Annotated in this window: 19 protein-coding genes and 4 tRNA genes; 18 read left to right on the top strand and 5 right to left on the bottom strand. The window is 59.9% G+C overall.

Annotation, left to right across the window (positions count from 1 at the left end; all coding sequences use genetic code 11):
- Positions 1–225: 225 nt before the first annotated feature.
- Positions 226–1,716 (bottom strand): MDR family MFS transporter, encoded by a 1,491-nt coding sequence (locus tag CKW17_RS27875; protein ID WP_176470133.1) that lies wholly within the window; start codon positions 1,714–1,716, stop codon positions 226–228.
- Positions 1,717–1,765: 49 nt separating this feature from the next.
- A complete protein-coding gene (locus CKW17_RS27880; protein WP_095123099.1) occupies positions 1,766–2,815 on the bottom strand; it encodes an HlyD family secretion protein in 1,050 nt (349 codons plus the stop codon).
- 228 nt (positions 2,816–3,043) lie between these two features.
- Here CKW17_RS27880 and gltX point away from each other — a divergent pair, with 228 nt between their 5' ends.
- From gltX to CKW17_RS27940, 12 genes are all read left to right on the top strand, one after another.
- Entirely contained in the window at positions 3,044–4,525 is a 1,482-nt protein-coding gene (gene gltX / locus CKW17_RS27885) for a glutamate--tRNA ligase (RefSeq protein WP_007913414.1), read from the top strand.
- Positions 4,526–4,783: 258 nt separating this feature from the next.
- Positions 4,784–4,859, top strand: a tRNA-Ala gene (locus CKW17_RS27890).
- Positions 4,860–4,938: 79 nt separating this feature from the next.
- A tRNA-Glu gene (locus CKW17_RS27895) sits at positions 4,939–5,014 on the top strand.
- Between the two features lie 53 nt (positions 5,015–5,067).
- Positions 5,068–5,143 (top strand) — tRNA-Ala (locus CKW17_RS27900).
- A gap of 80 nt (positions 5,144–5,223) precedes the next feature.
- Positions 5,224–5,299: transfer RNA gene (locus CKW17_RS27905), tRNA-Glu, on the top strand.
- Positions 5,300–5,481: 182 nt separating this feature from the next.
- Positions 5,482–6,021, top strand: coding sequence for a TetR/AcrR family transcriptional regulator (locus CKW17_RS27910; protein WP_095123101.1), 540 nt, complete (start codon positions 5,482–5,484; stop codon positions 6,019–6,021).
- 30 nt (positions 6,022–6,051) lie between these two features.
- A complete protein-coding gene (locus CKW17_RS27915) occupies positions 6,052–6,885 on the top strand; it encodes an alpha/beta fold hydrolase (RefSeq protein ID WP_095123103.1) in 834 nt (277 codons plus the stop codon).
- Between the two features lie 46 nt (positions 6,886–6,931).
- Positions 6,932–7,381 (top strand): thioesterase family protein, encoded by a 450-nt coding sequence (locus CKW17_RS27920; protein ID WP_095123105.1) that lies wholly within the window; start codon positions 6,932–6,934, stop codon positions 7,379–7,381.
- Between the two features lie 168 nt (positions 7,382–7,549).
- Positions 7,550–8,509, top strand: coding sequence for a tRNA-dihydrouridine synthase (locus CKW17_RS27925; protein WP_095123107.1), 960 nt, complete (start codon positions 7,550–7,552; stop codon positions 8,507–8,509).
- Positions 8,510–8,630: 121 nt separating this feature from the next.
- On the top strand, positions 8,631–9,077 hold the full coding sequence (locus CKW17_RS27930) for an Hsp20 family protein (RefSeq protein ID WP_034152778.1): 447 nt from the start codon (positions 8,631–8,633) through the stop codon (positions 9,075–9,077).
- A 188-nt stretch (positions 9,078–9,265) separates the two neighbouring features.
- A complete protein-coding gene (locus CKW17_RS27935; RefSeq protein WP_095123109.1) occupies positions 9,266–9,961 on the top strand; it encodes a DUF1266 domain-containing protein in 696 nt (231 codons plus the stop codon).
- Positions 9,958–12,660 (top strand): DUF805 domain-containing protein, encoded by a 2,703-nt coding sequence (locus CKW17_RS27940; RefSeq protein ID WP_095123111.1) that lies wholly within the window; start codon positions 9,958–9,960, stop codon positions 12,658–12,660. The genes CKW17_RS27935 and CKW17_RS27940 overlap by 4 nt, the downstream gene beginning before the upstream one ends.
- Here the strand turns inward: CKW17_RS27940 and CKW17_RS27945 are convergent.
- The 3 genes from CKW17_RS27945 to CKW17_RS27955 all read right to left on the bottom strand — a co-directional run bounded on the left by CKW17_RS27945 (position 12,657) and on the right by CKW17_RS27955 (position 18,672).
- Positions 12,657–14,348 (bottom strand): molecular chaperone HscC, encoded by a 1,692-nt coding sequence (locus tag CKW17_RS27945; RefSeq protein WP_095123113.1) that lies wholly within the window; start codon positions 14,346–14,348, stop codon positions 12,657–12,659. The genes CKW17_RS27940 and CKW17_RS27945 overlap by 4 nt on opposite strands.
- An 86-nt stretch (positions 14,349–14,434) precedes the next feature.
- A complete protein-coding gene (locus CKW17_RS27950; RefSeq protein WP_095123115.1) occupies positions 14,435–17,713 on the bottom strand; it encodes a PAS domain S-box protein in 3,279 nt (1,092 codons plus the stop codon).
- 74 nt (positions 17,714–17,787) lie between these two features.
- Positions 17,788–18,672: a LysR family transcriptional regulator gene (locus CKW17_RS27955; RefSeq protein WP_095123117.1), complete on the bottom strand. Its 885-nt coding sequence runs from the start codon at positions 18,670–18,672 to the stop codon at positions 17,788–17,790.
- Positions 18,673–18,812: 140 nt separating this feature from the next.
- On the opposite strand from CKW17_RS27955, the gene leuC reads away from it, so the two are divergent.
- The 6 genes from leuC (at position 18,813) to CKW17_RS27985 (ending at position 25,390) form a co-directional block, all read left to right on the top strand.
- The gene (gene leuC / locus CKW17_RS27960; RefSeq protein ID WP_038363632.1) at positions 18,813–20,231 is read left to right on the top strand and encodes a 3-isopropylmalate dehydratase large subunit; all 1,419 of its coding nucleotides are present in this window, start codon (positions 18,813–18,815) and stop codon (positions 20,229–20,231) included.
- A gap of 11 nt (positions 20,232–20,242) precedes the next feature.
- Positions 20,243–20,887 (top strand): 3-isopropylmalate dehydratase small subunit, encoded by a 645-nt coding sequence (gene leuD / locus CKW17_RS27965; RefSeq protein WP_007913445.1) that lies wholly within the window; start codon positions 20,243–20,245, stop codon positions 20,885–20,887.
- 135 nt (positions 20,888–21,022) lie between these two features.
- Positions 21,023–21,790 (top strand): class I SAM-dependent methyltransferase, encoded by a 768-nt coding sequence (locus CKW17_RS27970; protein ID WP_095123118.1) that lies wholly within the window; start codon positions 21,023–21,025, stop codon positions 21,788–21,790.
- Positions 21,791–21,844: 54 nt separating this feature from the next.
- Entirely contained in the window at positions 21,845–22,927 is a 1,083-nt protein-coding gene (gene leuB / locus CKW17_RS27975) for a 3-isopropylmalate dehydrogenase (protein ID WP_095123119.1), read from the top strand.
- A gap of 66 nt (positions 22,928–22,993) precedes the next feature.
- A complete protein-coding gene (asd, locus tag CKW17_RS27980; protein ID WP_008083209.1) occupies positions 22,994–24,106 on the top strand; it encodes an aspartate-semialdehyde dehydrogenase in 1,113 nt (370 codons plus the stop codon).
- A 273-nt stretch (positions 24,107–24,379) separates the two neighbouring features.
- Complete coding sequence (locus tag CKW17_RS27985; protein WP_095123120.1) at positions 24,380–25,390, top strand: aspartate-semialdehyde dehydrogenase; 1,011 nt, start codon at positions 24,380–24,382, stop codon at positions 25,388–25,390.
- The last annotated feature ends 171 nt before the right edge of the window (positions 25,391–25,561 follow it).

The raw sequence follows: 25,561 nt of genomic DNA on the forward strand, positions 1-25,561 counted from the left end.
TGCGCAAATCGGGTGCTGCTGAACATAGTCGAAAATCGAGTCTGAAAAACCTGATTATTGCTCAGGAAGCAGGCACAGCAAGGGGGAGCAAGCTCCCCCTTCAGTTTTTACCGGACACTAGTGACGCTCTGCGTGGGAATGCAGCCCCGGACGCTCCGCGTCCGCTGTGACGCAGAGCGTCACCGGAGTCATTCCCACGCGGAGCATGGGAACGATCAGTTGCAGTTAGTGGGACTCCCCAGCCTTCAACCCTTGCGGCAGTTTTTTGGTCAACAATATCGCCAACATGCTGATCCCCAACGCAATCCCGACAAAGTGAAACGCATCGTTGTACGCCATGATCGCCGCCTGCTGATGGACGATCTCACTCAGCTTGCCTAACGCCGCCGTGTCACTGCCAAACCGATCGGTCATCGACGCCAGTCGCTCGGCCACCTGCGGATTGGTCGGCACCACCGCTTCACGCAAATAATCGAAGTAAGTCTTGGTGCGCGCATCCAGCAGCGTCGCCAGCAAAGCAATGCCGATCGCACCGCCGAGGTTACGCAGAATATTGAACAGACTCGACGCCGACCCCGCGTCCTGCGGCAGGATGTACGCCGTGGCGATCAGCGAAATGGTCACCATGATCAACGGCTGACCCAGCGCGCGAATAATCTGGATCTGATTGAACTGCGGCCCGGCGAAATCCGGGTTGAGCACCCCGGACGAAAAACTCGCCAGACCAAACAAGCCAAACCCCAGCGTGCACAGCCACTTCGGCGAAATAATCTTCATCAGTTTCGGCACCAGCGGAATCAGAAACAGCTGCGGCACGCCCATCCACATGATCACTTCACCGATCTGCAAGGCGTTATAGTTCTGGATCTGCGCCAGGTACAGCGGCAACAGATAGATCGAGCCGTACAACCCGACACCCATGCCCAGACTGGAAATACTCGACAACCCAAAGTTGCGATTGCGCAGGATTCCCAAGTTGATCAGCGGATTCGGTTTGGATATCTGCACGATCACAAAGGTGATCAGGCTCACTAGCGCAATGCTGCCCAACGTCACAATCAGGCTCGATTCCAGCCAGTCCTTGCGATGACCCTCTTCAAGAAACACCTGCAAGCACCCGAGGCCGATGCCCAGCGTGAGGATGCCGGTGTAGTCGGTGCTTTTCAGTAATTCCCAGTGCGCTTCTTTCTTTTCCAGTCCGTACATCAACCCGGCGATCATGATCAGCCCCGGCGGGATGTTGATGTAGAAGATGTACTCCCAGCCCCAGTTCTCCGTGAGCCAGCCGCCCAGCGTCGGGCCGATCGACGGCGCGAACGTCGCGGTCATGGCAAACATCGCCATGCCTTTGGCGCGGTGGTGTTCGGGGAGTTTGATCAGGGTCAGGGTGAATGCCAGCGGGATCAGCGCGCCGCCGGTGAAACCCTGCATTGCGCGGAAGACGATCATGCTCTCCAGGCTCCAGGCCATTGAGCACAGCAACGACGAAACCAGAAACCCCAGCGACACCCACACCGCCAGACGCCGCGCCGAGAGCAACTGCACCAGCCACGCGGTCAGCGGGATCATGATGATTTCCGCGACCAGATACGAGGTGGAAATCCACGAGCCTTCTTCCAGCGTCGCTGACAACGCGCCCTGAATATCTTTCAGCGACGAGTTGGTGATCTGGATGTCGAGCACCGCCATAAAGGCACCGAGCATCACGCTCATCACCGCAATCCAATCGCGCCGGGTCGGTTCGCCGACCGGGCGGATCAGTGAATCACCGGCCATTGTCCGGAGCGTCTTTGATGTTCACAGTGGCGGTCACCGACATGCCCGGACGGATCTTGCCGTGCAGCGGGTTGTCGGCCTTGAAGGTCAGCTTCACCGGAATTCGTTGCACGACTTTAGTGAAATTGCCGGTGGCGTTGTCTGGCGGCAGCAGGCTGAACTGCGCGCCGGACGCGGCGAACAGACTATCGACTCGCGCTTCGATCGGCGTGTCGCCATAAGCATCGAAGGTCAGCTCGGCTTTTTGGCCGGGTTGCATATGACCGATCTGGGTTTCCTTGAAATTGGCCTGCACCCAGATGTCTTCGTCCGGGACGATCGACAGCAGATAAGCGCCGGCCTGCACCACTTGACCATTGCGCGCGGCACGCTGGCCGACCAGACCGCTGATCGGTGCATGGATTCCACTGCGGGTCAGGTTGAGTTCGGCTTGCGCGAGGTCGGCGCGGGCGTTGGCAATCTGTGCGTCGAGGCGTTTGATTTCCGCGTTCAGGGCGTTGACCTGTTGGCGCTGGCCCTGTGCGTCGGCTTGCGCCTTGGCCACTTGCGAACGGGCGATATGAGCGTCAGCGGAGAGGGTGGTCACGCGTTCTTCGGAAACATAGCCGGGTTTGCGCAGGGTTTCGGCACGCGACAAATCCATCTGCGAGCGGCCAAGTGTCGCTTGGGTGGTCGCCACTTGCGCGTCGCTGGCGGCGATCAGACTCGATTGCTGAGTCAATTTGCTTTGCGCTTGCAGGCGTTCTGCTTCACGGGTGGCGAGGGCGGCGGTGGCGCGATCAATGGCCAGACGGAAATCATTGGGTTCGAGGCGCACCAGCAACTGGCCTTTTTCCACGTGTTGATTGTCCTGCACCAGCACTTCATCGATGCGCGCGCTCAACTGGCTCGAAACACGGGTGATTTCACCCTGGACATAAGCGTTGTCGGTGCTTTCATAGAAGCGTCCCTTGAAAAACCAATGGGCAAAAAAGCCCCCGGCAATCAGCAGGACGAGCAGCAGGAAAATCAACAGGCGACGCTTGAGTTGGGCAGGCATGGGCAAACTGTAGTCGAGGAATTGTAAGGAAAGTTATCAGCAGGCGAATCTGGCATACAGCCGATAAACGGTAAATGCCATCCGCTGATATTTGCCCATTCACCACGGCTTACCGGCGTTCCAGAGGCAAACTTGGCTTAAATGCCCTGCCCGCTGGAGCGGGGCGGGTGTCGCCTGTTACCATTCGCCGCTTGATTGTTTTGCTTTTCATTCTTTTCGAGACATGCCATGACCACCGTCCGCACTCGCATCGCGCCATCGCCTACCGGGGACCCCCACGTAGGTACCGCTTACATCGCATTGTTCAACTACTGCTTTGCCAAGCAGCATGGCGGTGAGTTCATCCTGCGCATCGAAGACACCGACCAGTTGCGTTCGACCCGCGAGTCCGAACAGCAGATCTTCGACGCCCTGCGCTGGCTGGGTATCGACTGGAGCGAAGGCCCGGACGTCGGCGGCCCGCACGGCCCGTATCGCCAGAGCGAGCGCGGCGACATCTACCAGAAATACTGCCAGCAACTGGTCGACATGGGCCACGCGTTCCCATGCTTCTGCACCGCTGAAGAGCTGGACCAGATGCGCGCCGAGCAAATGGCCCGCGGCGAAACCCCGCGTTACGACGGTCGCGCGCTGCTGCTGTCGAAAGAAGAAGTCGCCGCTCGTCTGGCGGCCGGCGAACCCCACGTGATCCGCATGAAAGTGCCTAGCGAAGGTGTGTGCGTGGTGCCGGACATGCTGCGTGGCGATGTCGAGATCCCGTGGGATCGCATGGACATGCAAGTGCTGATGAAGACCGACGGCCTGCCGACGTACTTCCTCGCCAACGTCGTCGACGATCACCTGATGGGTATCACTCACGTGCTGCGTGGTGAAGAGTGGCTGCCATCGGCGCCGAAACTGATTCTGCTGTACGAATACTTCGGCTGGGAACAACCGGAGCTGTGCTACATGCCGCTGCTGCGTAACCCGGACAAGAGCAAGCTGTCCAAGCGCAAGAACCCGACCTCGGTGACGTTCTATGAGCGCATGGGCTTCATGCCCGAAGCGATGCTCAACTACCTCGGCCGCATGGGCTGGTCGATGCCGGACGAGCGCGAGAAGTTCTCGCTGCAGGAAATGGTCGACAACTTCGACCTCAAGCGTGTCTCGCTGGGCGGGCCGATCTTCGATATCGAGAAGCTGTCGTGGCTCAACGGCCAGTGGTTGCGCGATCTGCCGGTGGAAGAGTTCGCCGCACGCGTGCAGAAGTGGGCGTTCAATTCCGAATACATGATGAAGATCGCGCCGCACGTTCAGGGTCGCGTCGAAACCTTCAGCCAGGTTGCACCGCTGGGCGGGTTCTTCTTCGCCGGTGGCGTTAACCCGGATGCCAAGCTGTTCGAATCGAAAAAGCTCTCGGGTGATCAGGTTCGACAGTTGATGCAGTTGATCCTGTGGAAGCTGGAAAGCCTGCGTCAGTGGGAGAAGGACAACATCACCGCGACGATTCAGGCGGTGGTTGAATCGCTGGAGTTGAAACTGCGCGATGCGATGCCGCTGATGTTCGCTGCGATCACCGGTCAGGCGAGTTCGGTGTCGGTGCTCGATGCGATGGAAATCCTTGGCCCGGATCTGACCCGGTATCGTCTGCGCCAGGCAATCGACCTGCTGGGCGGCGTGTCGAAGAAAGAAAACAAAGAGTGGGAAAAGCTGCTGGGCGCGATCGCCTGATAGCTTAACCCCCCCTGTAGGAGCTGCCGAAGGCTGCGATCTTTTGATCTTGATCTTTAAACGGCAACGTCAAAAGATCGCAGCCTGCGGCAGCTCCTACAGGGGCATGCTTTATCCCAAGTCCCGGATTTTCGGGAGGAGGGCGGTAAGTGATTGTTATGCCGACGAAAAACTTTGAAAAATTTCAAAAATAAGTTTGACAGGCTTTCGATACGCCCTTAAGATTCGCCCCGTCCTCAGCGATGACATCAACGATGAGGGGCTATAGCTCAGCTGGGAGAGCGCTTGCATGGCATGCAAGAGGTCAACGGTTCGATCCCGTTTAGCTCCACCAATTTACACTTCAAGGTCTGGCCACACCGGCCTTGAAGCGATCAACACTCAGCGTTGATCAATTGTATAGAAGGGTTTGCGTCCCCTTCGTCTAGTGGCCTAGGACACCGCCCTTTCACGGCGGTAACAGGGGTTCGAGTCCCCTAGGGGACGCCAGTTTTACAGAAGCGATGTTGCAAGATGTCGCTCCGCCGCGAGGCGAAAAATCCGGGGCTTTAGCTCAGCTGGGAGAGCGCCTGCATGGCATGCAGGAGGTCAGCGGTTCGATCCCGCTAAGCTCCACCAATTTTACAAGTTCAAGGTCTGGCCACACCGGCCTTGAATCGATCAGTACTCAGCGCTGATCAGTTGTATAGAAGGTTTGTGTCCCCTTCGTCTAGTGGCCTAGGACACCGCCCTTTCACGGCGGTAACAGGGGTTCGAGTCCCCTAGGGGACGCCACGATTACCCGCTCTGCGGGATTTTATAAGGGTCATTCAATTATTGAATGGCCCTTTTGTTTGTCTGGCGTTTGGCCAATTCTCCTTTTTCCTTACACTGTGCTTCAGACCAGCGGTCATATCCTTGACTTGCAGAATATTATTATGCGAATAATATTCTAGTTGTAATATTCGGAGGCAGCGATGAACGATAAAAAAGCTCAAACCCGCGAACGCATCCTCAAGGCTGCCAGCGCTGCACTGATTCAGCGCGGCCCGGCGGACCCTAGCGTGGGTGAAGTGATGGGCGCAGCCGGCCTCACCGTCGGTGGCTTCTACGCGCACTTCGAAAGCAAGGACGCAATGATGCTCGAAGCGTTCAAGCAATTGCTCGGTCGCCGCCGCGACCTGATTGCCGACATGGATGCCGAACTGACCGGCGAAGAGCGCCGCGCCCTGGTCGCTGCGTTCTACCTGTCGCGCAAACACCGTGATTCCAGCGACGCGGCATGCCCGATTCCAGCGTCCATCGGTGAGTTGGGGCGGCTGCCGGAATCGTTCCGCATAGCGCTGAACGAACACCTGGAGTTGATGGTTGCGCAGTTGGCGTCCAGCCCCGAGGACACCGACAAAGCCCTGGCCGACGTGGCCTTGATGGTGGGTGGTCTGGCACTCGCAAGAGCGCTCGGCCCGGGAGATCTATCCGATCGATTGCTGCGCGCTGCCAAGTCGGCGGTGCGTTGACCTGAAGGCAACAGGCCTGAGGAGAGAGCGATGAACACGTTGAAGTGGGTTCGTGGCGTTAATGGCACCTTGGGCTGGATTGCACCGCAACGCGTGGCGAGCAAAATGCGTCTGGCATTCATGACGCCACGTTCGCTGCCGCTGCGGGATTGGGAGCTGCCGCTGCTGGCCAGTTCCGAGCGGATCACTTTGCGCTTCGGCCTCTCGGCGCTGCGCTGGGGCCAAGGCCCGACGGTGCTGTTGATGCACGGTTGGGAAGGGCGCCCGACCCAGTTCGCCGCGCTGATCACCGCACTGGTCGATTCCGGTTATACCGTTGTTGCGCTCGATGGTCCTGCCCACGGTCGTTCGCCGGGGCGTGAAGCCAATGTCGTTTTGTTCGCTCGGGCGATGCTCGAAGCTGCTGCCGAGTTGCCGCCGTTGCAAGCGGTTATCGGTCACTCCATGGGCGGCGCCAGCGCCATGCTCGCCGTGCAACTGGGCTTGCGCACCGAAACCCTCGTCAGCATTGCCGCGCCTGCACGCATTCTTGGCGTATTGCGCGGTTTTGCCCGCTACGTCGGCATGCCGCCGCGAGCCCGTTCCGCTTTCATCCGTCAGGTCGAGCAAGACGTTGGTATGCGCGCCGCCACGCTCGACGTTGCCCACTATCAACTGGATATGCCCGGCTTGATCGTGCATGCCGAGGACGACAACTTCGTTTCGGTCAAGGAATCGCAACTGATCCACGAATCCTGGTTCGACAGTCGCCTGTTGCGCCTTGAAGGCGGCGGTCATCAGCGTGTGCTGGCCGACCCTCGAGTGGTTGATGGCGTGTTATCACTGCTGGCCGGCCGCAGTCTTCAGGCGCGCCAATCGGCCTGAGCTCCGTTACACTGCCCCGGTTGAATACATTGACCGGGAGTGGGGCATGGGCTGGGATCGGGCAACGCCGTTTACCATTGATCTGCAAGTAGGCGCCGAGGACATTGACGGGCTGGGCCACGCGAATAACGCCGTGTACGTGACCTGGCTCGAGCGTTGCGCCTGGCGTCATTCGCAGCGTCTGGGCCTGGATCTGGTCGAGTATCGGCGACTGGATCGGGCGATGGCCGTAGTGCGTCACGAGATCGATTATCTGGCAGCGGCCTATGAAGGCGACGAACTGCAATTGGCAACCTGGATTGTCGATTGGGATCAGCGCCTGAAAATGACCCGGCATTTCCAGCTCAAGCGCCCGAGCGACAATGCCACGCTGTTGCGCGCGCAGACCACGTTTGTCTGCATTGAGCTGTCCACGGGCAAGCCCAAGCGCATGCCGGCCGAATTCATCGAGGGCTATGGTCCGGCTATCCAGATCCCGGAATCTGCCCGAATCTAAACTGTAGGAGTGAGCCTGCTCGCGATAGCGGTGTGTCAGCCAACATATGCCTCACTGTCACACCGCTATCGCGAGCAGGCTCACTCCTACAAGGAATATGTGTTGTTCTGCGGATTTGCGCGATATCCAGTAAACTGCCGCACGTTTTTCCTCAAGTAGTGTTTTCCCATGCAAATTGCTCTGGCGCCCATGGAGGGGTTGGTCGACGACATTCTCCGCGACGTGCTGACCCGCGTTGGCGGCATCGACTGGTGCGTGACCGAATTCATTCGGGTCAACGACCAGTTGCTCACGCCGGCCTATTTCCACAAGTTCGGCCCGGAGTTGCTCAACGGTGCGCGCACCGCGTCCGGTGTGCCATTGCGCGTGCAATTGCTCGGTTCCGACCCTGTATGCCTGGCGGAAAACGCTGCACTGGCCTGCGAACTCGGCTCCGAAGTGATCGACCTCAACTTCGGCTGCCCGGCCAAGACCGTCAATAAATCCCGTGGCGGTGCGGTTTTGCTCAAGGAGCCGGAACTGCTCAACCAGATCGTCGAGCACGTCCGCCGCGCCGTACCCGCGCACATTCCCGTCACCGCAAAAATGCGCCTGGGCTTCGATAGCCCCGACGGTTCGCTGGTCTGCGCCACGGCATTGGCTGAGGGCGGCGCCGAGCACATCGTGGTTCACGCCCGTACGAAAATGGACGGCTACAAACCGCCCGCACACTGGGAGTGGATTCCGCGCGTGCAGGACGTGGTCAAAGTCCCGGTGTTCGCCAACGGCGATATCTGGAGCGTCGAAGACTGGCGGCGTTGCCGGGAAATCAGTGGTGTGGAAGACATCATGCTCGGTCGCGGTCTGGTCTCGCGCCCGGATCTGGCCAAGCAGATCGCCGCCGCCCGCGCTGGTGAAGAAGTGGTCGAGATGAGCTGGGCCGAGCTGATGCCGCTGATCCAGGACTTCTGGTTGCAAGCCAAAGCGCAGATGACTGCACGCCAATCGCCGGGCCGTTTGAAGCAATGGCTGGCCATGCTCACGCGCAATTATCCCGAGGCGGCTGAGCTGTTCACCGTCCTGCGCCGTGAGACCGAACCGGATCATGTTTCGCGTTTGCTCGGTCTGCCGGTCGCCGAAGCGGCCTGAAAAAAATCTGCAAATAGTCTCTTGAAATCATTTCAGCGGTCCCTATCTAAGGGTTACGCGATGCCGAATTCGGGTCGCGGAGTCAAAAAACCTTGCTGATTGTTTTCAGGAGATTTGAACCATGAGTACTGCATTTTCCCTCGCGCCACTGTTCCGTTCCTCGGTAGGTTTCGACCGTTTCAACGACCTGTTCGAAACCGCCCTGCGCAATGAGCCAGGCAGCAGCTACCCACCTTACAACGTCGAAAAACACGGTGATGATCAATACCGCATCGTCGTAGCGGCAGCCGGTTTCCAGGAAGAAGACCTGGAACTGCAAGTCGAAAAAGGTGTGCTGACCATCAGTGGTGGCAAGCGTGATGCCAACGAAGGCGTGACCTTCCTGCACCAGGGCATCGCCCAGCGTGCGTTCAAGCTGTCCTTCCGCCTGGCCGATCACATCGAGATCAAGGCTGCCGATCTGAAAAACGGTCTGCTGAGCATCGACCTGTTGCGAGTGATCCCGGAAGAAGCGAAAGCCAAACGCATCCCGATCAACGGGACGCAGAAGCCGGCGTTGCAGCACTGAGTCATGTGCGGCAACACAATCGTCTGAACAGGCGATGAGCCGCTGAATGAAGGCCCCGATACGTCGGGGCCTTTTTTGTGCGCGCAAGAAAACCGTTGTTCGGCTTTGCCGCTGGCGGCGGTTTCTCTACAATCCGCGGCAGTTTTGCCGACCCCCATTCCTCACCGGTCGGCCTGGAGCCTTTTTTCATGGACGAGATTCAACAGCGCTGGCTGTGCGCCCTGTCTGCACCCATGGCGGCGATCAATACCGGCGCCAGCTACGACGACCCGGCGTTCTGCAATGATCGCTACATTGATCTGCAGGACAGTTGGGGGATCGATGACCGTGGCCAGCTGTTCGACATGCTCGTACGGATGACCGACGACGGCCATGCCAAGCACCTCAGCGCGGCCTACTTGGCGTGGCAGCGTTGTCTGCCGAGTGAATGGCAGGCCTTGCTGGACGATCTCTCCCCCCGCGAACGCATCCTGCATGAGTTTGCCAGTCGCACCTTCGGCAGTTGCGGGCCGGGCGGGATTTTGTCCTGGGACTATGGCCGCATGGGCTTTCTCTTGCGTTGCGCGGTGCGCAATCAGTGGGTCAACCTGGACGAAAGCAACTGGCTGCACAGTCGTTTGGCCCTCAGAGCGCAATTTCACTACGGTAGCTGGATGGCTTACTTCGACGGCTTTGTCGTGGGCCGGACGTTTTGGTCCTGCCTGAGTGCCAGCGACGATGAGCTGGCGCGCGAGCTGGACCGACAAGGCGCCAGTGCCCTGAACGTGCGGATTGCCCGTGGCCTTGCCGCGAACATCCCTCAGTTTCTGGCTGATTTGCCGTGGCATATGGAAATCGATTTGCCGCCACGCCCGGCATCGCTCAAGGAGTTCGACTGGTCATGAGTTGCTGGATCCGCCTGGGCATCGAGCCTACTAACGACGAAACCCTGATTCGCAATGCCTACCGCGCACGTTTGCCAGCGCATCACCCGGAGACTGACCCGCAAGGCTTCCAGGCGCTGCGCATGGCCTACGAAAACGCCCTGCGTCTGGCGCGTGAAGACGAGGAAGAAGAGCCCGAGGACGAGTACGAGTCCCAAGCCTCAGAACAGACTGTCGTTGAGGTCCCTCCGGTGTTCGGGGAGTTTTGCGAGCTGCTGGATGATCCCGCGCGCCGGTTCAATTTTGCCGCGTGGCAGGCCTTTGTCCGAGGGCTGGATGAGCTGTCGCTGGACGTGCTCGATGAAGTCAGCTGGGGCCTGTACCACCGGATGGCCGACGCCGGTCCGTTGTCGTACCGTTGCGCGAATCTGTTGGCCAAACGTATGGCCTGGGATCAACAGTTGCTGGATCTGGGTTTCGACGACGCACATCGGGTGGAATCCTTTCTCCAGCGAATCGAAACGCCGGACCCGTTCGATACGGATCTGATGAGCACATGGTCAGAGGCTGCGCAGACCGAATCACTGTGGTACGCCCGCAGCCTCGACTTCATCTTCAACCAGCGCCCACTGCCTGAGTTCGCCGACTTCGCCAGTCAGCACACGTGCCTGCCGTTGCCGGAGGATGCCGCGTTCCTCAAGCGTCTGTTGGTGCAGTTCACTCAAGCGGGAATCGGCGGGCCGACGTTTTTGCAGTGCTGTATCGAGCAGCAGCTTGCCGCACCGGACGATGTCGACTGGCTTTACCTGTTGGCGTGTCAGAGCAGTCTGCTGGGGCGCGACGATCAGGCATTGCCGTGCTGGATCCGGCTGTGGAACGAGCATCGCCATCCGATGGCGGAAAGTCGTCTGCTGGAGCTGTGTGCCAAGCGCCAGCCGACTTTTCTGCCGCTGCTGATTCAGGCATTCGATCGCCTGCAGGGTATTTCTGCCTGGCCAGAGGATCTTGGCGATGACGCCCAAGTGTATGGCTGTCCGTCACAACATCCCGAGACGCTGAACCGTTGGCTGGGTGTCGGGCGGTTAAAACTTGAGAGCCTTGCGCACAGTTTTGTCGATTGGCGCATGAGCGGTGATGAACTGCCCTTGCTCGCGCAATTGCTGGGCGAAAATGCCGACAGCCGATTGCTGCATCTGTACCGCCACGCCTGGGCGCTGCATCGCGGTGATGCAGCGTTGTTGCAGCAGATTGTGGATGCACCGTTGCCGATCGATGCCCTCGAAAGCCTGGTGATGAGTGGGTTCAAATATCAGGCTGAGCAGCACCTGCGCTGGTTGCGCAGGGCACCGATTGCGCTGGCCATGAGCGCGTTCAGCGATGCGGGTTCAGGTTCGCGGCCATTGCCGCAGGTGCTGACCAACGGCGAGCCGCATAAGGTCTGTCGTCTGTGGTTGCGTCGCTTGCGGCCTTACAACGACGCTGCGCTGGAACGACTGGCAGACGCGTTCACGCTGGGTGCGGTCAAAGATGATTGCGACTTGTCCGAACTCGACTTGATTCTGCAGTTGAGCCGTCGCGGGATTCAGTTGCCACCGGTGGGGCTGGGTGAGGCCACTTGGGAGTGGCATGCGCAGACTTTGTTTCTGCTGGCGTTGCTGGAACAACCCGAACGCTGGTTGCAGTTGATTGACGCGCAGTGCCTTGAGCGCCTGCCATTCAATCCGGCTCATCCTTTGAGTCGACTGCAGCCTCTGCTGCGGCGCTTGCTGCGCGAGCAAGGCAATTGCAACGGTTTGCTCGGATGGCTGCAAGGCAATGATCCGGTGCACGGTTTGTTGGTGCAGCAATTGTTCAGCGTAGAGCAGGCACTCGACAGTGTCCGGTTGCCGGCCAATAGCCTGCTTTACACCTGCCTCGAAAGTGATCGTGCTGCCTGCGGCGACGATTTGCTGGGTTTGATGATGTTCTGGGGCGTGCTCTATCACGACCCGAGCCTGAGTGCCGAGCAGCATCGCGCATTGTTGCAATCGATCGCTGCGATCAGTTGTGAAGACGATTGGTTCGAAGGCTTCCGCGACGGTTTGATCAAGGGCGAACCGGTGTGGCCGCCGCGCAAAGTGCTGACGGATTTTGGTGTCGACAAACTGCTGGCGTACGAGGCGCTGGACGCGCTCAAGGGCTTGATTCGTTATGGCGCTGCCGGGGTGCCGAAAACGCGCGTCCTGCGCCAACTGCAACAGGGCAAGGACGATGTGCAGAACAGTGTTGGGTTGCGCCTGGCCCTGTGCGCGATATTGTCCTGGTCGGAACGATTACTGCTGGCGAAAAGCGATGTGCAGCCGGTACCGGCGACAGCGATCTGGCGTCTCGGATCGCGGTTGGGGCGCAAGGCTTTTATCGCTCAGGTCTTGGGGTGTGTGGTGATTGCGCCAGTGGCAGGGCTGATCAGTGGGACCACGGGCGCTGGCATTCTTATCCTGTTATTGGCCGTGCTGCTGGTGTTCGGCGCCATTCTGCGTCGATTGCACGACATGGGCCGGGGCATTCCGACGTTGCTGATTTTCATGGCGCTGACGCCGGTTCTGCCATTTTTGCCGTTGGTGTTGTTCGGACTTGCCGGTGACAAGTTGCCCAACCGCTATGGTGTGCCGCCGGACAGCGGCGATAGCGAGACGCTGTCCGGCGGCCTGCAGGCTGCCTTGCGGCGGCTCAACGGCTAGAGACGCAGTTGATCCAGCGCCTTGTTCAGCTCTGAGCGATGGCTGGCGATCTCCGCGGGTTGCTGGCCGCTGAGCACGCTGGTGAAGTTGTGCAGCCATTCGGCAATGTGCTCGCGTTGCTCGCCCAGACTCTGCATCCATGCCCGCTCCAGACGAGCCAGCAATGTGCGGTTGGGCAGTGCATCGCGTGGATGGACCTTCAGCGTCGACAGCCGGTTATGGCTGTCGCGGCGCGCTTGCTCATCCAGACCCGTGGGGCTGCGGTCGATGCTGTGACTGTGACGCTCGCCGGTTTCGAGCAGGGTGACGTCGACTTCGAGCAAACCGTTGATGTCATAGCTGAAGCGCACGTCCAGTTCCTGGATGTGTTGAGTAGGCGTCAACGTGACATCGAAAGCATCAATCAGAATGTTGTCGCACACCCACGGCCGTTCACCCTGATAGACCGCGATGCGCAGCAGCGATTGCTTAGGCTGGGTGGTGTAATAGCGCTCCACCCTTGACGTCGGAATGATGGTGTTACGTTCGATGATGGGCGAGAACGCACCTTTGATGTCTTCGCCACGCATGGTCGCAATCCCCAGCGTATACGGGCAGACATCCGTCAGAATCAACTCTTCGACCGCCCCGTCGCGCGCCTTGCACGCTGCTTGCGTCGCCGCCCCGAGCGCAACAATGGTATCCGGATCAAGATGCCGGTATGGCAGGCGCCCGAACAGCGTGGCGACCATTTGCTGCACCGCCGGCATGCGCGTGGCACCGCCGACCAGCACCAGGCTGTCGAGGTCGCGGGGCTTCAGTCGGGCATCACGCAGCGCTTGTTCGATCGGCGCGCGCAAACGCGCCAGCAGCGGCTCCCAGATTTTTACCGCAGCGGCTTCGTCCAGTGACCATTCGAAGGTCTTGTCGGCGTGGCGCCAGCTCAGGTGTTGAGTGCCTTCGCCGAGTTTGCATTTGAGCTGCTCAAGGGCATCACCGAGGCTGGCCATGCTTTGCGCATCGACCATGGCCGGGGTCAGTTGCCAGTGTTTCAGGCAGGCCTGCAACAGCGCGGCCGTGAAGTCTTCGCCGCCGAGAAAGTTGTCGCCGGTGGAGGCGTGCACTTCGATCAGCGGCAACGCGTATTCCAGCACCGTGACGTCGAAGGTGCCGCCGCCGAGATCGAAGATCAGCGTGCGTTCGAATTTCTGCTCATGCAGTCCGTAAGCCATGGCGGCGGCCGTCGGTTCGTTGATCAGGCGCGTCACCGAGAGCCCGGCCAGTTCGGCGGCGAACAGCGTGCGTTTGCGTTGTTCATCGCTGAAATACGCCGGCACGGAAATCACCGCTTCCGACACCGGGTGGCCGAGAAAGGCTTCGGCGTCCTGCTTGAGTGAGCCGAGCACCAGCGCTGACAACTCTTCGGGGCTGAACTGACGTGTGCCGAGCTGGACTTGTTTATCGCTGCCCATGAAACGCTTGAACGCTGCAGCGCTGCGCTCCGGGTGCGTGGTCAGGCGGGCGCGGGCGGCTTTGCCGACCAGAATCGTGTCGTCTTCATCGAGGCTGATCACCGAGGGTGTCAGCACATCGCCCAAAGCGTTGGGGATCAGTCGGGCCTGACCGTCCTGCCAGACGGCGATCAGACTGTTGGTGGTGCCAAGGTCGATGCCCAGCAGAGCCGGGCGGGGGAGGATTGCATCCTGCATGACAGATCTCGAAACGGCGCAAAAAACGCGACCCTACAGGTTGCCGCAAATCGTGGCAATTGCGCGTCTGTTGCAACGTGCACCGGTTATGGCAGGAGCTTTTTCAGATCCTCCAGCGCAACCGGTCGACTGTGCAGATATCCCTGATACAAATGGCAGCCCAAACCCTGCAGGAACGCCAGTTGTTCGCGGGTCTCCACACCTTCGGCAATCACCTCCAGCTCGAGGCTGCGCGCCATGGCGACAATCGCGCGAATGATCTCGGCGTCGTTGGGGTCAGTGGTTGCATCACGAATAAACGACTGATCGATTTTCAGCGTGTCCACCGGTAGCCGCTTGAGGTAAGTCAGCGACGAATAGCCGGTGCCGAAGTCATCCATGGCGAAACTCACGCCGAGCTTTTTCAGGCGACGCATTTTGCTGATGGTGTCTTCCAGGTTCTGGATGACGATGCCTTCGGTGATTTCCAGTTTCAGCAGCGAACAGGGCAGGCCATGGCTGCTCATGCTGTGTTCGATGCGCTCGACAAAATCGTTCTGGCGGAACTGGCGCGGGCTGATGTTGACGCACAGGCTGAAATTCAGCGGGTCGACCAGTTTCAGCGCAATCAGTTGTTTGAAGGCATTGCAGGCCTCGTCGAGGATCCACGTGCCGACCTCGAGAATCAGGCCGCTGTCTTCCAGCACCTTGATGAACTCGGTAGGCGACTGCGCGCCCAGTTCCGGGTGATTCCAGCGCACCAGGGCTTCGGCGCCGATGATGCGGTTGTCGCGGGCATCGATTTGCGGTTGAAAGTGCACGTTGAATTCACCGCGCGACAGCGCCAGACGCAGGTCGGTCTCCATGCGCAGCCGTTCGCTGGCGGCCTTCTGCATGGTGTTGTGGTACATCTGCGTGGTGTTACGCCCGGAATCCTTGGCCCGGTACAGAGCAATGTCGGCGCGTTTGAGCAGATCAGTCGGCGTCGAGCCGTGGTCGGGAATCAGCGCCACACCTATGCTCGGCGTCACCTGCAGGCGCTGGCCGTCGAGGAACATCGGTTCCGAGAGCAATTCGCGCAGGGTGTCGGCCAGATTGCGCACTTGCGTGCTGACTTCATTGCGCGAGCCTTCGAGACCGCTGAGCAGCACGACGAATTCGTCGCCGCCGAGGCGCGCGACCGTGTCTTCCATGCGCACGCTGGCTTCGAGCCGCGCGGTAATGATCTTCAGCACCGTGTCACCGACCGGATGGCCGAGGGAATCGTTGATGTGCTTGAAGTGATCGAGGTCGAGAAACAACAAGGCGCCACGCAGATTGTGGCGCTTGAGCAAGGCGATCTGCTGGCTCAGGCGATCCATCAGCAAGGCGCGGTTGGGCAGGTTGGTCAGCGGGTCGTGATAAGCCAGATGACGAATCTGCGCTTCGGCGTTTTTCAACAGGCTGACGTCCCGCGCGGTCAGCAGCAGGCACGCGGTTTCATTGAGAGTGATCGGCTCAACCGAGACCTCCACCGTCAGCATTTCCCCGCGTTTGTTGCGCCCGAGCATTTCCTGATGGTGTACGCGACCCTTGATCTGCAATTCGGCGAGTAATGCCGAACGCTGTTTCTCCTCGGCCCAGATACCCACCTGATACACCGTTTTGCCCACCACTTCTTCGGCGCGATAGCCGGTGAGCCGGCAGAAACCGTCGTTGACCTCCAGATAACGCCCGGTGTCGCGCTCGGTGATGGTGATCGCGTCGGGGCTGGAGTGGAACGCTTTGGCGAATTTCTCTTCACTGGCTTTCAGCGCCGCTTCCGAGCGCTGCTGCTGGGTAATGTCGCGCAGGGTGGTGACGATGCACGGCTGATCGCCGACGCTGATCTGCCGGCTGGAAATCACACAGGTCAGCGACTGGCCGTCCTTGTGCTGGACGATGATCGCGACGTTGCTCAAACCCTGTTCGCGGATCACCCGCTCGATGCGCTGCAGGCTTTTCGCCGAGGCGTCCCACAGGCCGATTTCTTCGGCGGTGTGGCCAATCACGTCGGCGGCGCTCCAGCCGAAGGTCTGGGTAAAGCTGTTATTGATTTCGATGAACTCGCCACTGTCCTGGCGGGTGACGCAGATCGGGTCCGGGCTGACCTGGAACAGCGTGGCGAATTTCTCTTCCGAGGCCACCAGCCGTTGCTCGCGCTCGACCTGATCGGTGATGTCGAGCAAGGTGCCGGCCATGCGCAGCGGCGCGCCGTTGTCGTCACGGTAGAGGCGGGCGCGGCTTTCCAGATAGCGCGAACTGCCGTCCGGCAGTTGCACGCGATAGGTCAGCTGATAATTGCCCGCCGGGCCTTCGCGCAGGCTGCGGTAGGCGTCGCGCATGCTGTCGCGCTCCTCGCCGGGGACGCCTTCAAAAAACTCTTCAAACGATTCATGAAACGGTATCGGTTCGAGCCCGTGCAGTTGCGCGGCGCGGGCCGAGCCGTAGAGCATGCCGCTGGGAATGTGCCAGTCCCAGGTACCTAGCTGCGCGGAGTCCAGCGCCAGGTCGAGGCGTTCCTGGCTGTCCTTCAAGGCGTGTTCGGCGGCTTTGCGTTCGGTGGTGTCGAGGAAGGTGCTGAGCAGATACGGCTGGCCTTCAAGTTCGACTTTCTGCGCACTGAGAATGCCGTCGTGAATCTGCCCGTTGCTGGCGCGAAACTGCACCTCCATGCTGATCAACTCGCCCTTGGTGTTGGTCTTCTTCACCAGTTCGCCGCGTTGCTCCGGATGCACCCACAAACCCAGCTCAAGGGTGGTGCGGCCGATGGCGCTCTGCACCGGCCAGCCGAACAGGCTTTCGAAATACTGATTGGCTTCGCTGATCAGGCCGTCTTCCTGACGGGTCAGCAGGACCATGTTCGGGCACAGGTGAAAAAGTGTCGCGAAACGTTTCTCCGAACTGCTCAGGGCCTGTTCGCGTTGGCGCTGGTGGGTGATTTCACGAATCACCCCGATCATTCGGGGGCGGCCGTTTTTGTCTGGCAACAAACTGCCGTTGATCTCCAGCCAGTGCAGGCTGCCGTCGGGCCAGCGGATGCGGTGGTGCATCGCCTGTTCCAGCGGCGCCCCGGCAATCACCGCGTGGAAGGCGCGGACGGTTTTCGCGCGGTCTTCCGGCGGCAGCAGGTCGAGGTATTCCAGATCTTCGGGCAGCGGTTGCCGAGGATCGAAGCCGAACAATGCCTGGGTGCCACGCGACCAACTGATCTGCCCGCGCTCGATGTCCCAATACCAGGCGCCGAGCCGCGCGCCGTTGAGCGCCGCCAGCAATTGCGGCGCACTCTCCCAGCTCTGCTCGGAATGACGCGGGTCAATCGCCTGAATACGCGGCATCGGCGGAGTTCGGTCAACAGATTTCGGCATTGTGGACAGGCCTTGAGCTGATGGTGTCATTAGGCACAGGGGCAGCGGCTCTATAGGAGTAGCACAAGTTGGCCTCAAGTCCCTGGCAGATCGATTTGTGCATCCAGCAACGCCATAAAGGCTCTTGCCGCGTTCGAGAGCGTCCGTTCAGTGTGCAGGATATAGCCTAGCTGGCGACTGAGCTGTATGCCCGGCAATACGATGCTCGCCACCTGCTCATCGAGCATGGTGCGCGGCAAAACGCTCCAGGCCAGGCCGATCGAGACCATCATCTTGATGGTTTCCAGATAGTTGGTACTCATGGCGATGTTCGGCGTCAGCCCTTGGGCCTCGAACAAGCGTTGGACAATATGGTGGGTGAAGGTGTTGCCACCGGGGAAAACCGCCGGATGACCGGCGATGTCCGCCAGATTGACCGGGCCATTGCTGATCAGCGAATGCTCCGGGGCGACCACGAAATCCAGCGGGTCATCCCACACCGGTGTGGCTTTGACCAGTGTGTGTGGCTCAGGCGCGAGGGTGATGACCGCCAGTTCGGCACGGCCGTGGAGAATTTCTTCGTAGGCCACTTCCGAATCAAGGAACTGAATATCCAGCGCCACCTGTGGGTAACGGCGGGTGAATTCCCTTAAGAGTGGCGGCAAACGGTGCAAACCGATGTGGTGACTGGTGGCGAGGGTCAGGCGCCCGCTGACTTCACCGGTGAGGTTGGTCAGGGCGCGACGGGTGTCATCGAGCACGTTGAGAATCTGATAAGCCCGGGGCAGCAGGGCGCGGCCAGCCTCGGTCAGACCGACTTCACGGCCTAGCCGATCGAACAGGCGTACCTTCAATTGCTGCTCCAGCCCGGCGATGCGTTTGCTGATCGCCGGTTGTGTCAGGTGCAGGCGTTCGCCGGCGCCGGAGAAGCTGCCGGTCTCGGCAATTGCGATAAAAGCGTTGAGGTTGGCCAGATCCATGTTCGTATTCCAGTTGGTTATCCAAAGCATAAAAAATATGAATTTGAGTTATTTAATCTAACCCCATAGGATCGGCCTCACAAGCCAAAGGGTTATTGATAAGCCCAGGGCATAGAAACAAGCTGATGAGGAAACGTCTGATGGCCGGCAAAACGCTCTACGACAAGCTCTGGGATTCGCATTTGGTCAAGCAGCGCGACGATGGCTCGGCGCTGATCTACATCGATCGTCACATCATCCACGAAGTGACCTCGCCGCAAGCCTTTGAAGGCCTGCGTCTGGCCGGGCGCAAGCCTTGGCGCATCGATGCCAATATCGCGACCCCGGACCACAACGTACCGACCACCCCGGAGCGCAAGGGCGGCATCGAAGCCATTGCCGATCAGGTCTCGCGTTTGCAGGTTCAGACCCTCGATGACAACTGTGATGAATACGGCATCGTCGAGTTCAAGATGAACGACGTCCGCCAAGGCATCGTCCACGTGATCAGCCCGGAGCAGGGCGCAACCTTGCCGGGCATGACCGTGGTCTGCGGCGATTCGCACACCTCGACCCACGGCGCATTCGGCGCTCTGGCTCACGGTATCGGCACTTCCGAGGTCGAGCACGTGCTCGCCACTCAGTGCCTGGTCGCCAAGAAAATGAAAAACATGCTGGTGCGCGTGGAAGGGCAATTGCCGTTCGGCGTGACCGCCAAGGACATCGTCCTCGCGGTGATCGGCAAGATCGGCACCGCCGGCGGTAACGGCCATGCCATCGAATTCGCTGGCAGCGCGATCCGCGACTTGTCCGTCGAAGGCCGCATGACCATCTGCAACATGTCCATCGAGGCCGGCGCCCGCGTTGGCTTGGTAGCAGCGGATCAGAAAACCGTGGACTACGTGAAGGGCCGTCCATTCGCCCCAAAAGGCGCCGAATGGGACATGGCCGTCGAAGCCTGGAAAGACCTGGTCTCCGACACCGACGCCAAATTCGACACCGTGGTTGAACTTGACGCCGCGCAGATCAAGCCGCAAGTCAGCTGGGGCACGTCCCCGGAAATGGTTTTGGCCGTAGACCAGAACGTGCCGGACCCGGCCAAAGAGATGGATCTGGTCAAGCGCGACTCGATCGTCCGCGCTTTGAAATACATGGGTTTGACCGCCAATCAGGCGATCACCGACATTCAGCTGGATCGCGTGTTCATCGGTTCCTGCACCAACTCGCGGATCGAAGATTTGCGCGCTGCGGCGGTGATCGCCAAGGGCCGCAAAGTCGCTTCGACCATCAAGCAAGCGATCGTGGTGCCGGGCTCGGGTCTGGTCAAGGCTCAGGCAGAAGCCGAAGGTCTCGACAAGATTTTCCTCGAAGCCGGTTTCGAATGGCGTGAGCCGGGTTGCTCGATGTGCCTGGCGATGAACCCGGACCGTTTGGAGTCCGGCGAGCATTGCGCCTCGACCTCCAACCGTAACTTCGAAGGCCGTCAGGGCGCCGGTGGCCGTACCCACCTCGTCAGCCCGGCCATGGCGGCTGCGGCAGCGGTGAACGGTCGTTTCATCGACGTTCGTGAATTGATTTAAAGGAGCGCAGCATGAAAGCTTTTACCCAGCACACTGGTCTTGTCGCGCCTTTGGATCGTGCCAACGTCGACACTGACCAAATCATTCCGAAACAGTTTTTGAAGTCGATCAAGCGCACCGGTTTCGGCCCGAACCTGTTCGACGAGTGGCGTTACCTCGATGTCGGCCAGCCGTATCAGGACAACTCCAAACGTCCGCTGAACAAGGACTTCGTCCTCAACGCCGAGCGTTACCAAGGCGCCAGCGTCTTGCTGGCCCGCGAGAACTTCGGTTGCGGCTCCAGCCGTGAACACGCGCCGTGGGCGCTGGAAGAATACGGTTTCCGCAGCATCATCGCGCCGAGCTACGCCGATATCTTCTTCAACAACAGCTTCAAGAACGGTTTGCTGCCGATCATCTTGAGCGACGCTGAAGTCGATGAATTGTTTAAGCAGGTTGAGGCTGAGCCGGGCTATCAATTGCAGGTCGATCTGCAGGCGCAGACCGTGACCCGCCCGGATGGCAAGGTGTACAGCTTCGAGATCGATGCGTTTCGCAAGCACTGCCTGTTGAATGGTCTGGACGATATCGGTTTGACCTTGCAGGACGGTGATGCGATTGCGACGTTTGAGGCTAAGCATCGTGTGAGCCAGCCGTGGTTGTTCCGCGACGCATAATTTGCGTATGGCGAATGGCGCCATCGCGAGCAGGCTCACTCCTACAGGGGGACGCATTCCAAATGTAGGAGTGAGCCTGCTCGCGATGAGGCCCTCAAAAGCACCACAAGACTCACCCTAAAAAGGAAGTCCCCAATGACCAGCACCGCCCAACACACCCAGGTCGTACAAAAGCAATTCGGTGAACAGGCCGCCGCCTACCTGAGCAGCGCCGTTCACGCTCAAGGCACCGAATTCGCACTGCTACAGGCTGAGCTGGCCGGGCAGGGCGAGGCCCGGGTGCTGGACTTGGGTTGCGGCGCCGGTCACGTCAGTTTTCACATCGCGCCGCTGGTCAGGGAAGTGGTCGCCTACGACCTGTCGCAGCAGATGCTTGATGTGGTCGCCGCCGCGGCCGTTGATCGCGGTTTCACCAACATTGCCACGGTCAATGGCGCCGCCGAGCGCCTGCCGTTTGCCGATGGCGAGTTCGACTTCGTGTTCAGCCGTTATTCGGCGCATCACTGGAGCGATCTTGGTTTGGCCCTGCGCGAAGTGCGTCGGGTGCTGAAACCGGGCGGTATGGCGGCGTTCGTGGATGTGTTGTCACCGGGCAGTCCGTTGTTCGACACTTACCTGCAAAGCGTTGAAGTGCTGCGCGACACCAGTCATGTGCGCGATTATTCCGCCGCTGAGTGGCTGCGGCAGGTCAGCGAGGCCGGTTTGCACGTGCGCAGTACCACGCGTCAGCGTCTGCGTCTGGAGTACACAAGCTGGGTTGAACGCATGCGCACGCCTGAAGTGATGCGCGCAGCGATCCGCCAGTTGCAGCAGTCGATGGGCAACGAAGTGCGCGAATATTTTGAGATTGATGCCGACGGCTCGTTCAGTACCGATGTGATCGTACTGATGGCCGAGCGATAAAAATTTTTCCGGGCGTGCCGGTAAAGGCGCACCGACTGAAGACACGAGGAAAGCATGAGCAAGCAGATTCTGATTCTCCCAGGTGACGGCATTGGTCCGGAAATCATGGCCGAAGCGGTCAAGGTGCTGGAACTGGCCAACGACAAGTACAGCCTGGGTTTCGAGCTGAGCCATGACGTGATCGGTGGCGCCGCCATCGACAAGCACGGCGTGCCGCTGGCCGACGAAACCCTCGACCGCGCTCGTGCTGCCGACGCCGTGCTGCTGGGCGCGGTGGGCGGCCCGAAATGGGACACCATCGAACGTGACATCCGCCCTGAGCGCGGCTTGCTGAAAATTCGTGCGCAACTGGGCCTGTTCGGCAACCTGCGTCCGGCGATCCTTTATCCGCAACTGGCTGACGCTTCGAGTCTGAAGCCGGAAATCGTTGCCGGTCTGGACATCCTCATCGTTCGTGAGCTGACCGGTGGCATCTACTTCGGCGCGCCACGCGGCACCCGTACTCTGGAAAACGGCGAGCGTCAGTCCTATGACACGCTGCCGTACAGCGAAAGCGAAATCCGCCGCATCGCCCGTGTCGGTTTCGACATGGCCATGGTTCGCGGCAAAAAGCTCTGCTCGGTGGACAAGGCCAACGTGCTGGCGTCCAGCCAACTGTGGCGTGAAGTGGTCGAGCAAGTGGCCAAGGATTATCCGCAAGTCGAACTGAGCCACATGTACGTCGACAACGCCGCCATGCAACTGGTGCGCGCGCCGAAGCAGTTTGACGTGATCGTCACCGACAATATGTTCGGCGACATCCTCTCCGACGAAGCGTCGATGCTCACCGGTTCCATCGGCATGCTGCCGTCGGCCTCGCTGGATTCCAACAACAAGGGCATGTACGAGCCTTGCCACGGTTCCGCTCCGGACATCGCTGGCAAAGGCATCGCCAACCCGTTGGCGACCATTCTGTCGGTGTCGATGATGCTGCGTTACAGCTTCAATCTGCATGACGCGGCCGATGCCATCGAGAAAGCCGTCAGCGTGGTGCTGGATCAAGGTCTGCGCACTGGCGACATCTATTCGGCCGGTTGTAGCAAAGTCGGTACGCAGGAAATGGGCGACGCAGTAGTCGCCGCGCTGCGGAATCTGTAATCTCTCGGGCCCGCTGCGAAATTCAATACAAAGCAGCGGCCCACTTTTCAAGAAGGTGTAGTTGCGATGAAACGTGTAGGTCTGATCGGTTGGCGCGGGATGGTCGGTTCCGTGCTCATGCAGCGGATGCTGGAAGAGCAGGATTTCGATCTAATCGAGCCGGTGTTTTTCACCACGTCCAACGTCGGTGGCCAAGGCCCGTCCGTGGGCAAGGACATTGCTCCGCTCAAGGATGCTTACAGCATTGACGAGCTGAAGACCCTCGACGTGATTCTGACCTGCCAGGGCGGCGACTACACCAGCGAAGTGTTCCCCAAGCTGCGCGAAGCCGGCTGGCAGGGTTACTGGATCGACGCGGCCTCGAGCCTGCGCATGAACGATGACGCCGTCATCATTCTCGATCCGGTCAACCGCAAGGTCATCGACCAGCAACTCGACGCGGGCACCAAGAACTACATCGGCGGCAACTGCACCGTCAGCTTGATGCTGATGGGCCTGGGCGGTCTGTTCGAGGCCGGTCTGGTCGAGTGGATGAGCGCCATGACCTATCAGGCGGCCTCCGGTGCCGGCGCGCAGAACATGCGTGAACTGATCAAGCAAATGGGCGCGACCCACGCCGCGGTCGCCGATCAACTGGCCGATCCGGCCAGCGCGATCCTCGACATCGACCGTCGCGTGGCCGACGCCATGCGCAGCGAAGCATATCCGACCGAAAACTTCGGCGTACCTTTGGCCGGCAGCCTGATCCCGTGGATCGACAAAGAGCTGCCGAACGGCCAAAGCCGCGAAGAGTGGAAGGCCCAGGCCGAGACCAACAAGATCCTCGGCCGCTTCAAGAGCCCGATCCCGGTCGACGGCATCTGCGTGCGCATCGGTGCCATGCGCTGCCACAGCCAGGCGTTGACCATCAAGCTGAACAAAGACGTGCCGATCGCCGATATCGAAGGGCTGATCAGCCAGCACAACCCTTGGGTCAAACTGGTGCCGAACAACCGCGATATCAGCATGCAGGAGCTGAGCCCGACCAAGGTCACCGGCACCCTGAATGTGCCGGTTGGCCGTCTGCGCAAGCTGAACATGGGCTCGCAGTTCCTCGGCGCGTTCACCGTCGGCGACCAACTGCTGTGGGGCGCGGCCGAACCGCTGCGTCGCATGCTGCGGATTTTGCTTGAGCGTTGATCGTTTGAAGCAATGAAAGAACCCGCGCCTTGAAAGAGGTGCGGGTTTTTTTATGCCTGACGGTTTTCGGGAGACTGTGCCGGCCTTATCGCGAGCAGGCTCACTCCTACAGGGTTGAGGGTGCACACAAAATTCAGGTTCACACCGACCACTGTAGGAGTGAGCCTGCTCGCGATGAGGTCAGTCCAAGCGCCACAAGTCCCGGCAGAAATTGCCTGCGCGCCAGTCACCCGGTAAAGTGCCGCTCCCCCCGTTTCGCCAGAGGCTCGCACCATGACCCAGACCCTAGATATTGCCGTGATCGGCGCCACCGGTACTGTCGGCGAAACCCTCGTACAGATTCTCGAAGAGCGCAGCTTCCCGGTCGGCAACCTGCACCTGCTGGCGAGTAGCGAATCCGCCGGCAGTTCGGTGCTGTTCCGCAACAAGAACGTACGCGTTCGCGAAGTCGACGAGTTCGATTTCAGCAAGGTCAAACTGGTGTTTTTCGCCGCAGGCCCGGCGATTACCCTGAGCTACGCCGCCCGTGCCCACGCCGCCGGTTGTTCGCTGATCGACTTGTCCGGCGCGCTGCCGGCCGATCAGGCGCCGCAAGTAGTACCCGAAGCCAACGCCGAAGTGCTCGCTGGTTTGAAAGCGCCGTTTCAGATCAGCAGCCCAAGCCCGTCGGCCACTTCGCTCGCCGTGGTATTGGCGCCACTGCTTGATCTGCTTGACCTGCAATATGTCAACGTCACCGCCAATCTGGCCGTTTCCGCCCAGGGGCGCGAGGCCGTGACCGAGCTGGCGCGGCAGACCGCCGAGCTGCTGAACATGCGTCCACTGGAGCCGACGTTCTTTGATCGGCAGATGGCCTTCAACCTGTTGGCTCAGGTCGGCACGCCCGACGCGCAGGGCCATACGCTGCTGGAAAAACGCCTGGTGCGCGAGTTGCGTCAGGTGCTGGCCAAGCCTTTATTAAAGATTTCCGCAACTTGCGTTCAAGCCCCGGTGTTTTTTGGCGATAGCCTTAGCGTGACCTTGCAGTCAACGTCGGCTGTCGACCTGGCAAAAGTCAACGCTGCACTCGAAGATGCGCCGGGTATCGAGCTGGTCGAGGCCGGCGATTATCCGACCGCAGTCGGTGACGCGGTGGGGCAGGATGTTGTCTATGTCGGTCGCGTGCGCAGTGGTGTCGACGACCCGGCGGAACTAAATCTGTGGCTGACGTCAGATAACGTACGCAAAGGCGCAGCCCTTAACGCTGTGCAGGTGGCTGAGTTGTTGATAAAAGACCTGCTGTAAAAGATACTTGGCAACAATTTGTCGACTGATTCTAGGTGAGCGCTATGCTTGCCCAGATCGCTTGATAACGTGTCACCCTCCGGGACATTCCGGGGCATCAAAGAAATGATCGCGCGCGACATCTGTCGTCGTCGCGCGCAATGCCTTACGGCAGCGGTATTCAACATCTTC

It is taken from the genome of Pseudomonas sp. Irchel s3f10 (assembly GCF_900187515.1).
Lineage (GTDB): Bacteria > Pseudomonadota > Gammaproteobacteria > Pseudomonadales > Pseudomonadaceae > Aquipseudomonas > Aquipseudomonas tensinigenes.

Excerpts from the sequence above, each read along its gene's own strand:
- CKW17_RS27930 (WP_034152778.1), top strand. The coding sequence starts at position 8,631 with ATGAGTACTGCATTTTCCCTCGCGCCACTGTTCCGTTCCTCGGTAGGT.
- CKW17_RS27910 (WP_095123101.1), top strand. The coding sequence starts at position 5,482 with ATGAACGATAAAAAAGCTCAAACCCGCGAACGCATCCTCAAGGCTGCC.
- CKW17_RS27970 (WP_095123118.1), top strand. The coding sequence starts at position 21,023 with ATGACCAGCACCGCCCAACACACCCAGGTCGTACAAAAGCAATTCGGT.
- gltX (WP_007913414.1), top strand. The coding sequence starts at position 3,044 with ATGACCACCGTCCGCACTCGCATCGCGCCATCGCCTACCGGGGACCCC.
- CKW17_RS27935 (WP_095123109.1), top strand. The coding sequence starts at position 9,266 with ATGGACGAGATTCAACAGCGCTGGCTGTGCGCCCTGTCTGCACCCATG.
- CKW17_RS27945 (WP_095123113.1), bottom strand. The coding sequence starts at position 14,348 with ATGCAGGATGCAATCCTCCCCCGCCCGGCTCTGCTGGGCATCGACCTT.
- CKW17_RS27985 (WP_095123120.1), top strand. The coding sequence starts at position 24,380 with ATGACCCAGACCCTAGATATTGCCGTGATCGGCGCCACCGGTACTGTC.
- CKW17_RS27915 (WP_095123103.1), top strand. The coding sequence starts at position 6,052 with ATGAACACGTTGAAGTGGGTTCGTGGCGTTAATGGCACCTTGGGCTGG.
- CKW17_RS27925 (WP_095123107.1), top strand. The coding sequence starts at position 7,550 with ATGCAAATTGCTCTGGCGCCCATGGAGGGGTTGGTCGACGACATTCTC.
- leuD (WP_007913445.1), top strand. The coding sequence starts at position 20,243 with ATGAAAGCTTTTACCCAGCACACTGGTCTTGTCGCGCCTTTGGATCGT.
- CKW17_RS27920 (WP_095123105.1), top strand. The coding sequence starts at position 6,932 with ATGGGCTGGGATCGGGCAACGCCGTTTACCATTGATCTGCAAGTAGGC.
- CKW17_RS27940 (WP_095123111.1), top strand. The coding sequence starts at position 9,958 with ATGAGTTGCTGGATCCGCCTGGGCATCGAGCCTACTAACGACGAAACC.
- CKW17_RS27880 (WP_095123099.1), bottom strand. The coding sequence starts at position 2,815 with ATGCCTGCCCAACTCAAGCGTCGCCTGTTGATTTTCCTGCTGCTCGTC.
- CKW17_RS27950 (WP_095123115.1), bottom strand. The coding sequence starts at position 17,713 with ATGCCGAAATCTGTTGACCGAACTCCGCCGATGCCGCGTATTCAGGCG.
- asd (WP_008083209.1), top strand. The coding sequence starts at position 22,994 with ATGAAACGTGTAGGTCTGATCGGTTGGCGCGGGATGGTCGGTTCCGTG.
- leuB (WP_095123119.1), top strand. The coding sequence starts at position 21,845 with ATGAGCAAGCAGATTCTGATTCTCCCAGGTGACGGCATTGGTCCGGAA.
- CKW17_RS27955 (WP_095123117.1), bottom strand. The coding sequence starts at position 18,672 with ATGGATCTGGCCAACCTCAACGCTTTTATCGCAATTGCCGAGACCGGC.
- leuC (WP_038363632.1), top strand. The coding sequence starts at position 18,813 with ATGGCCGGCAAAACGCTCTACGACAAGCTCTGGGATTCGCATTTGGTC.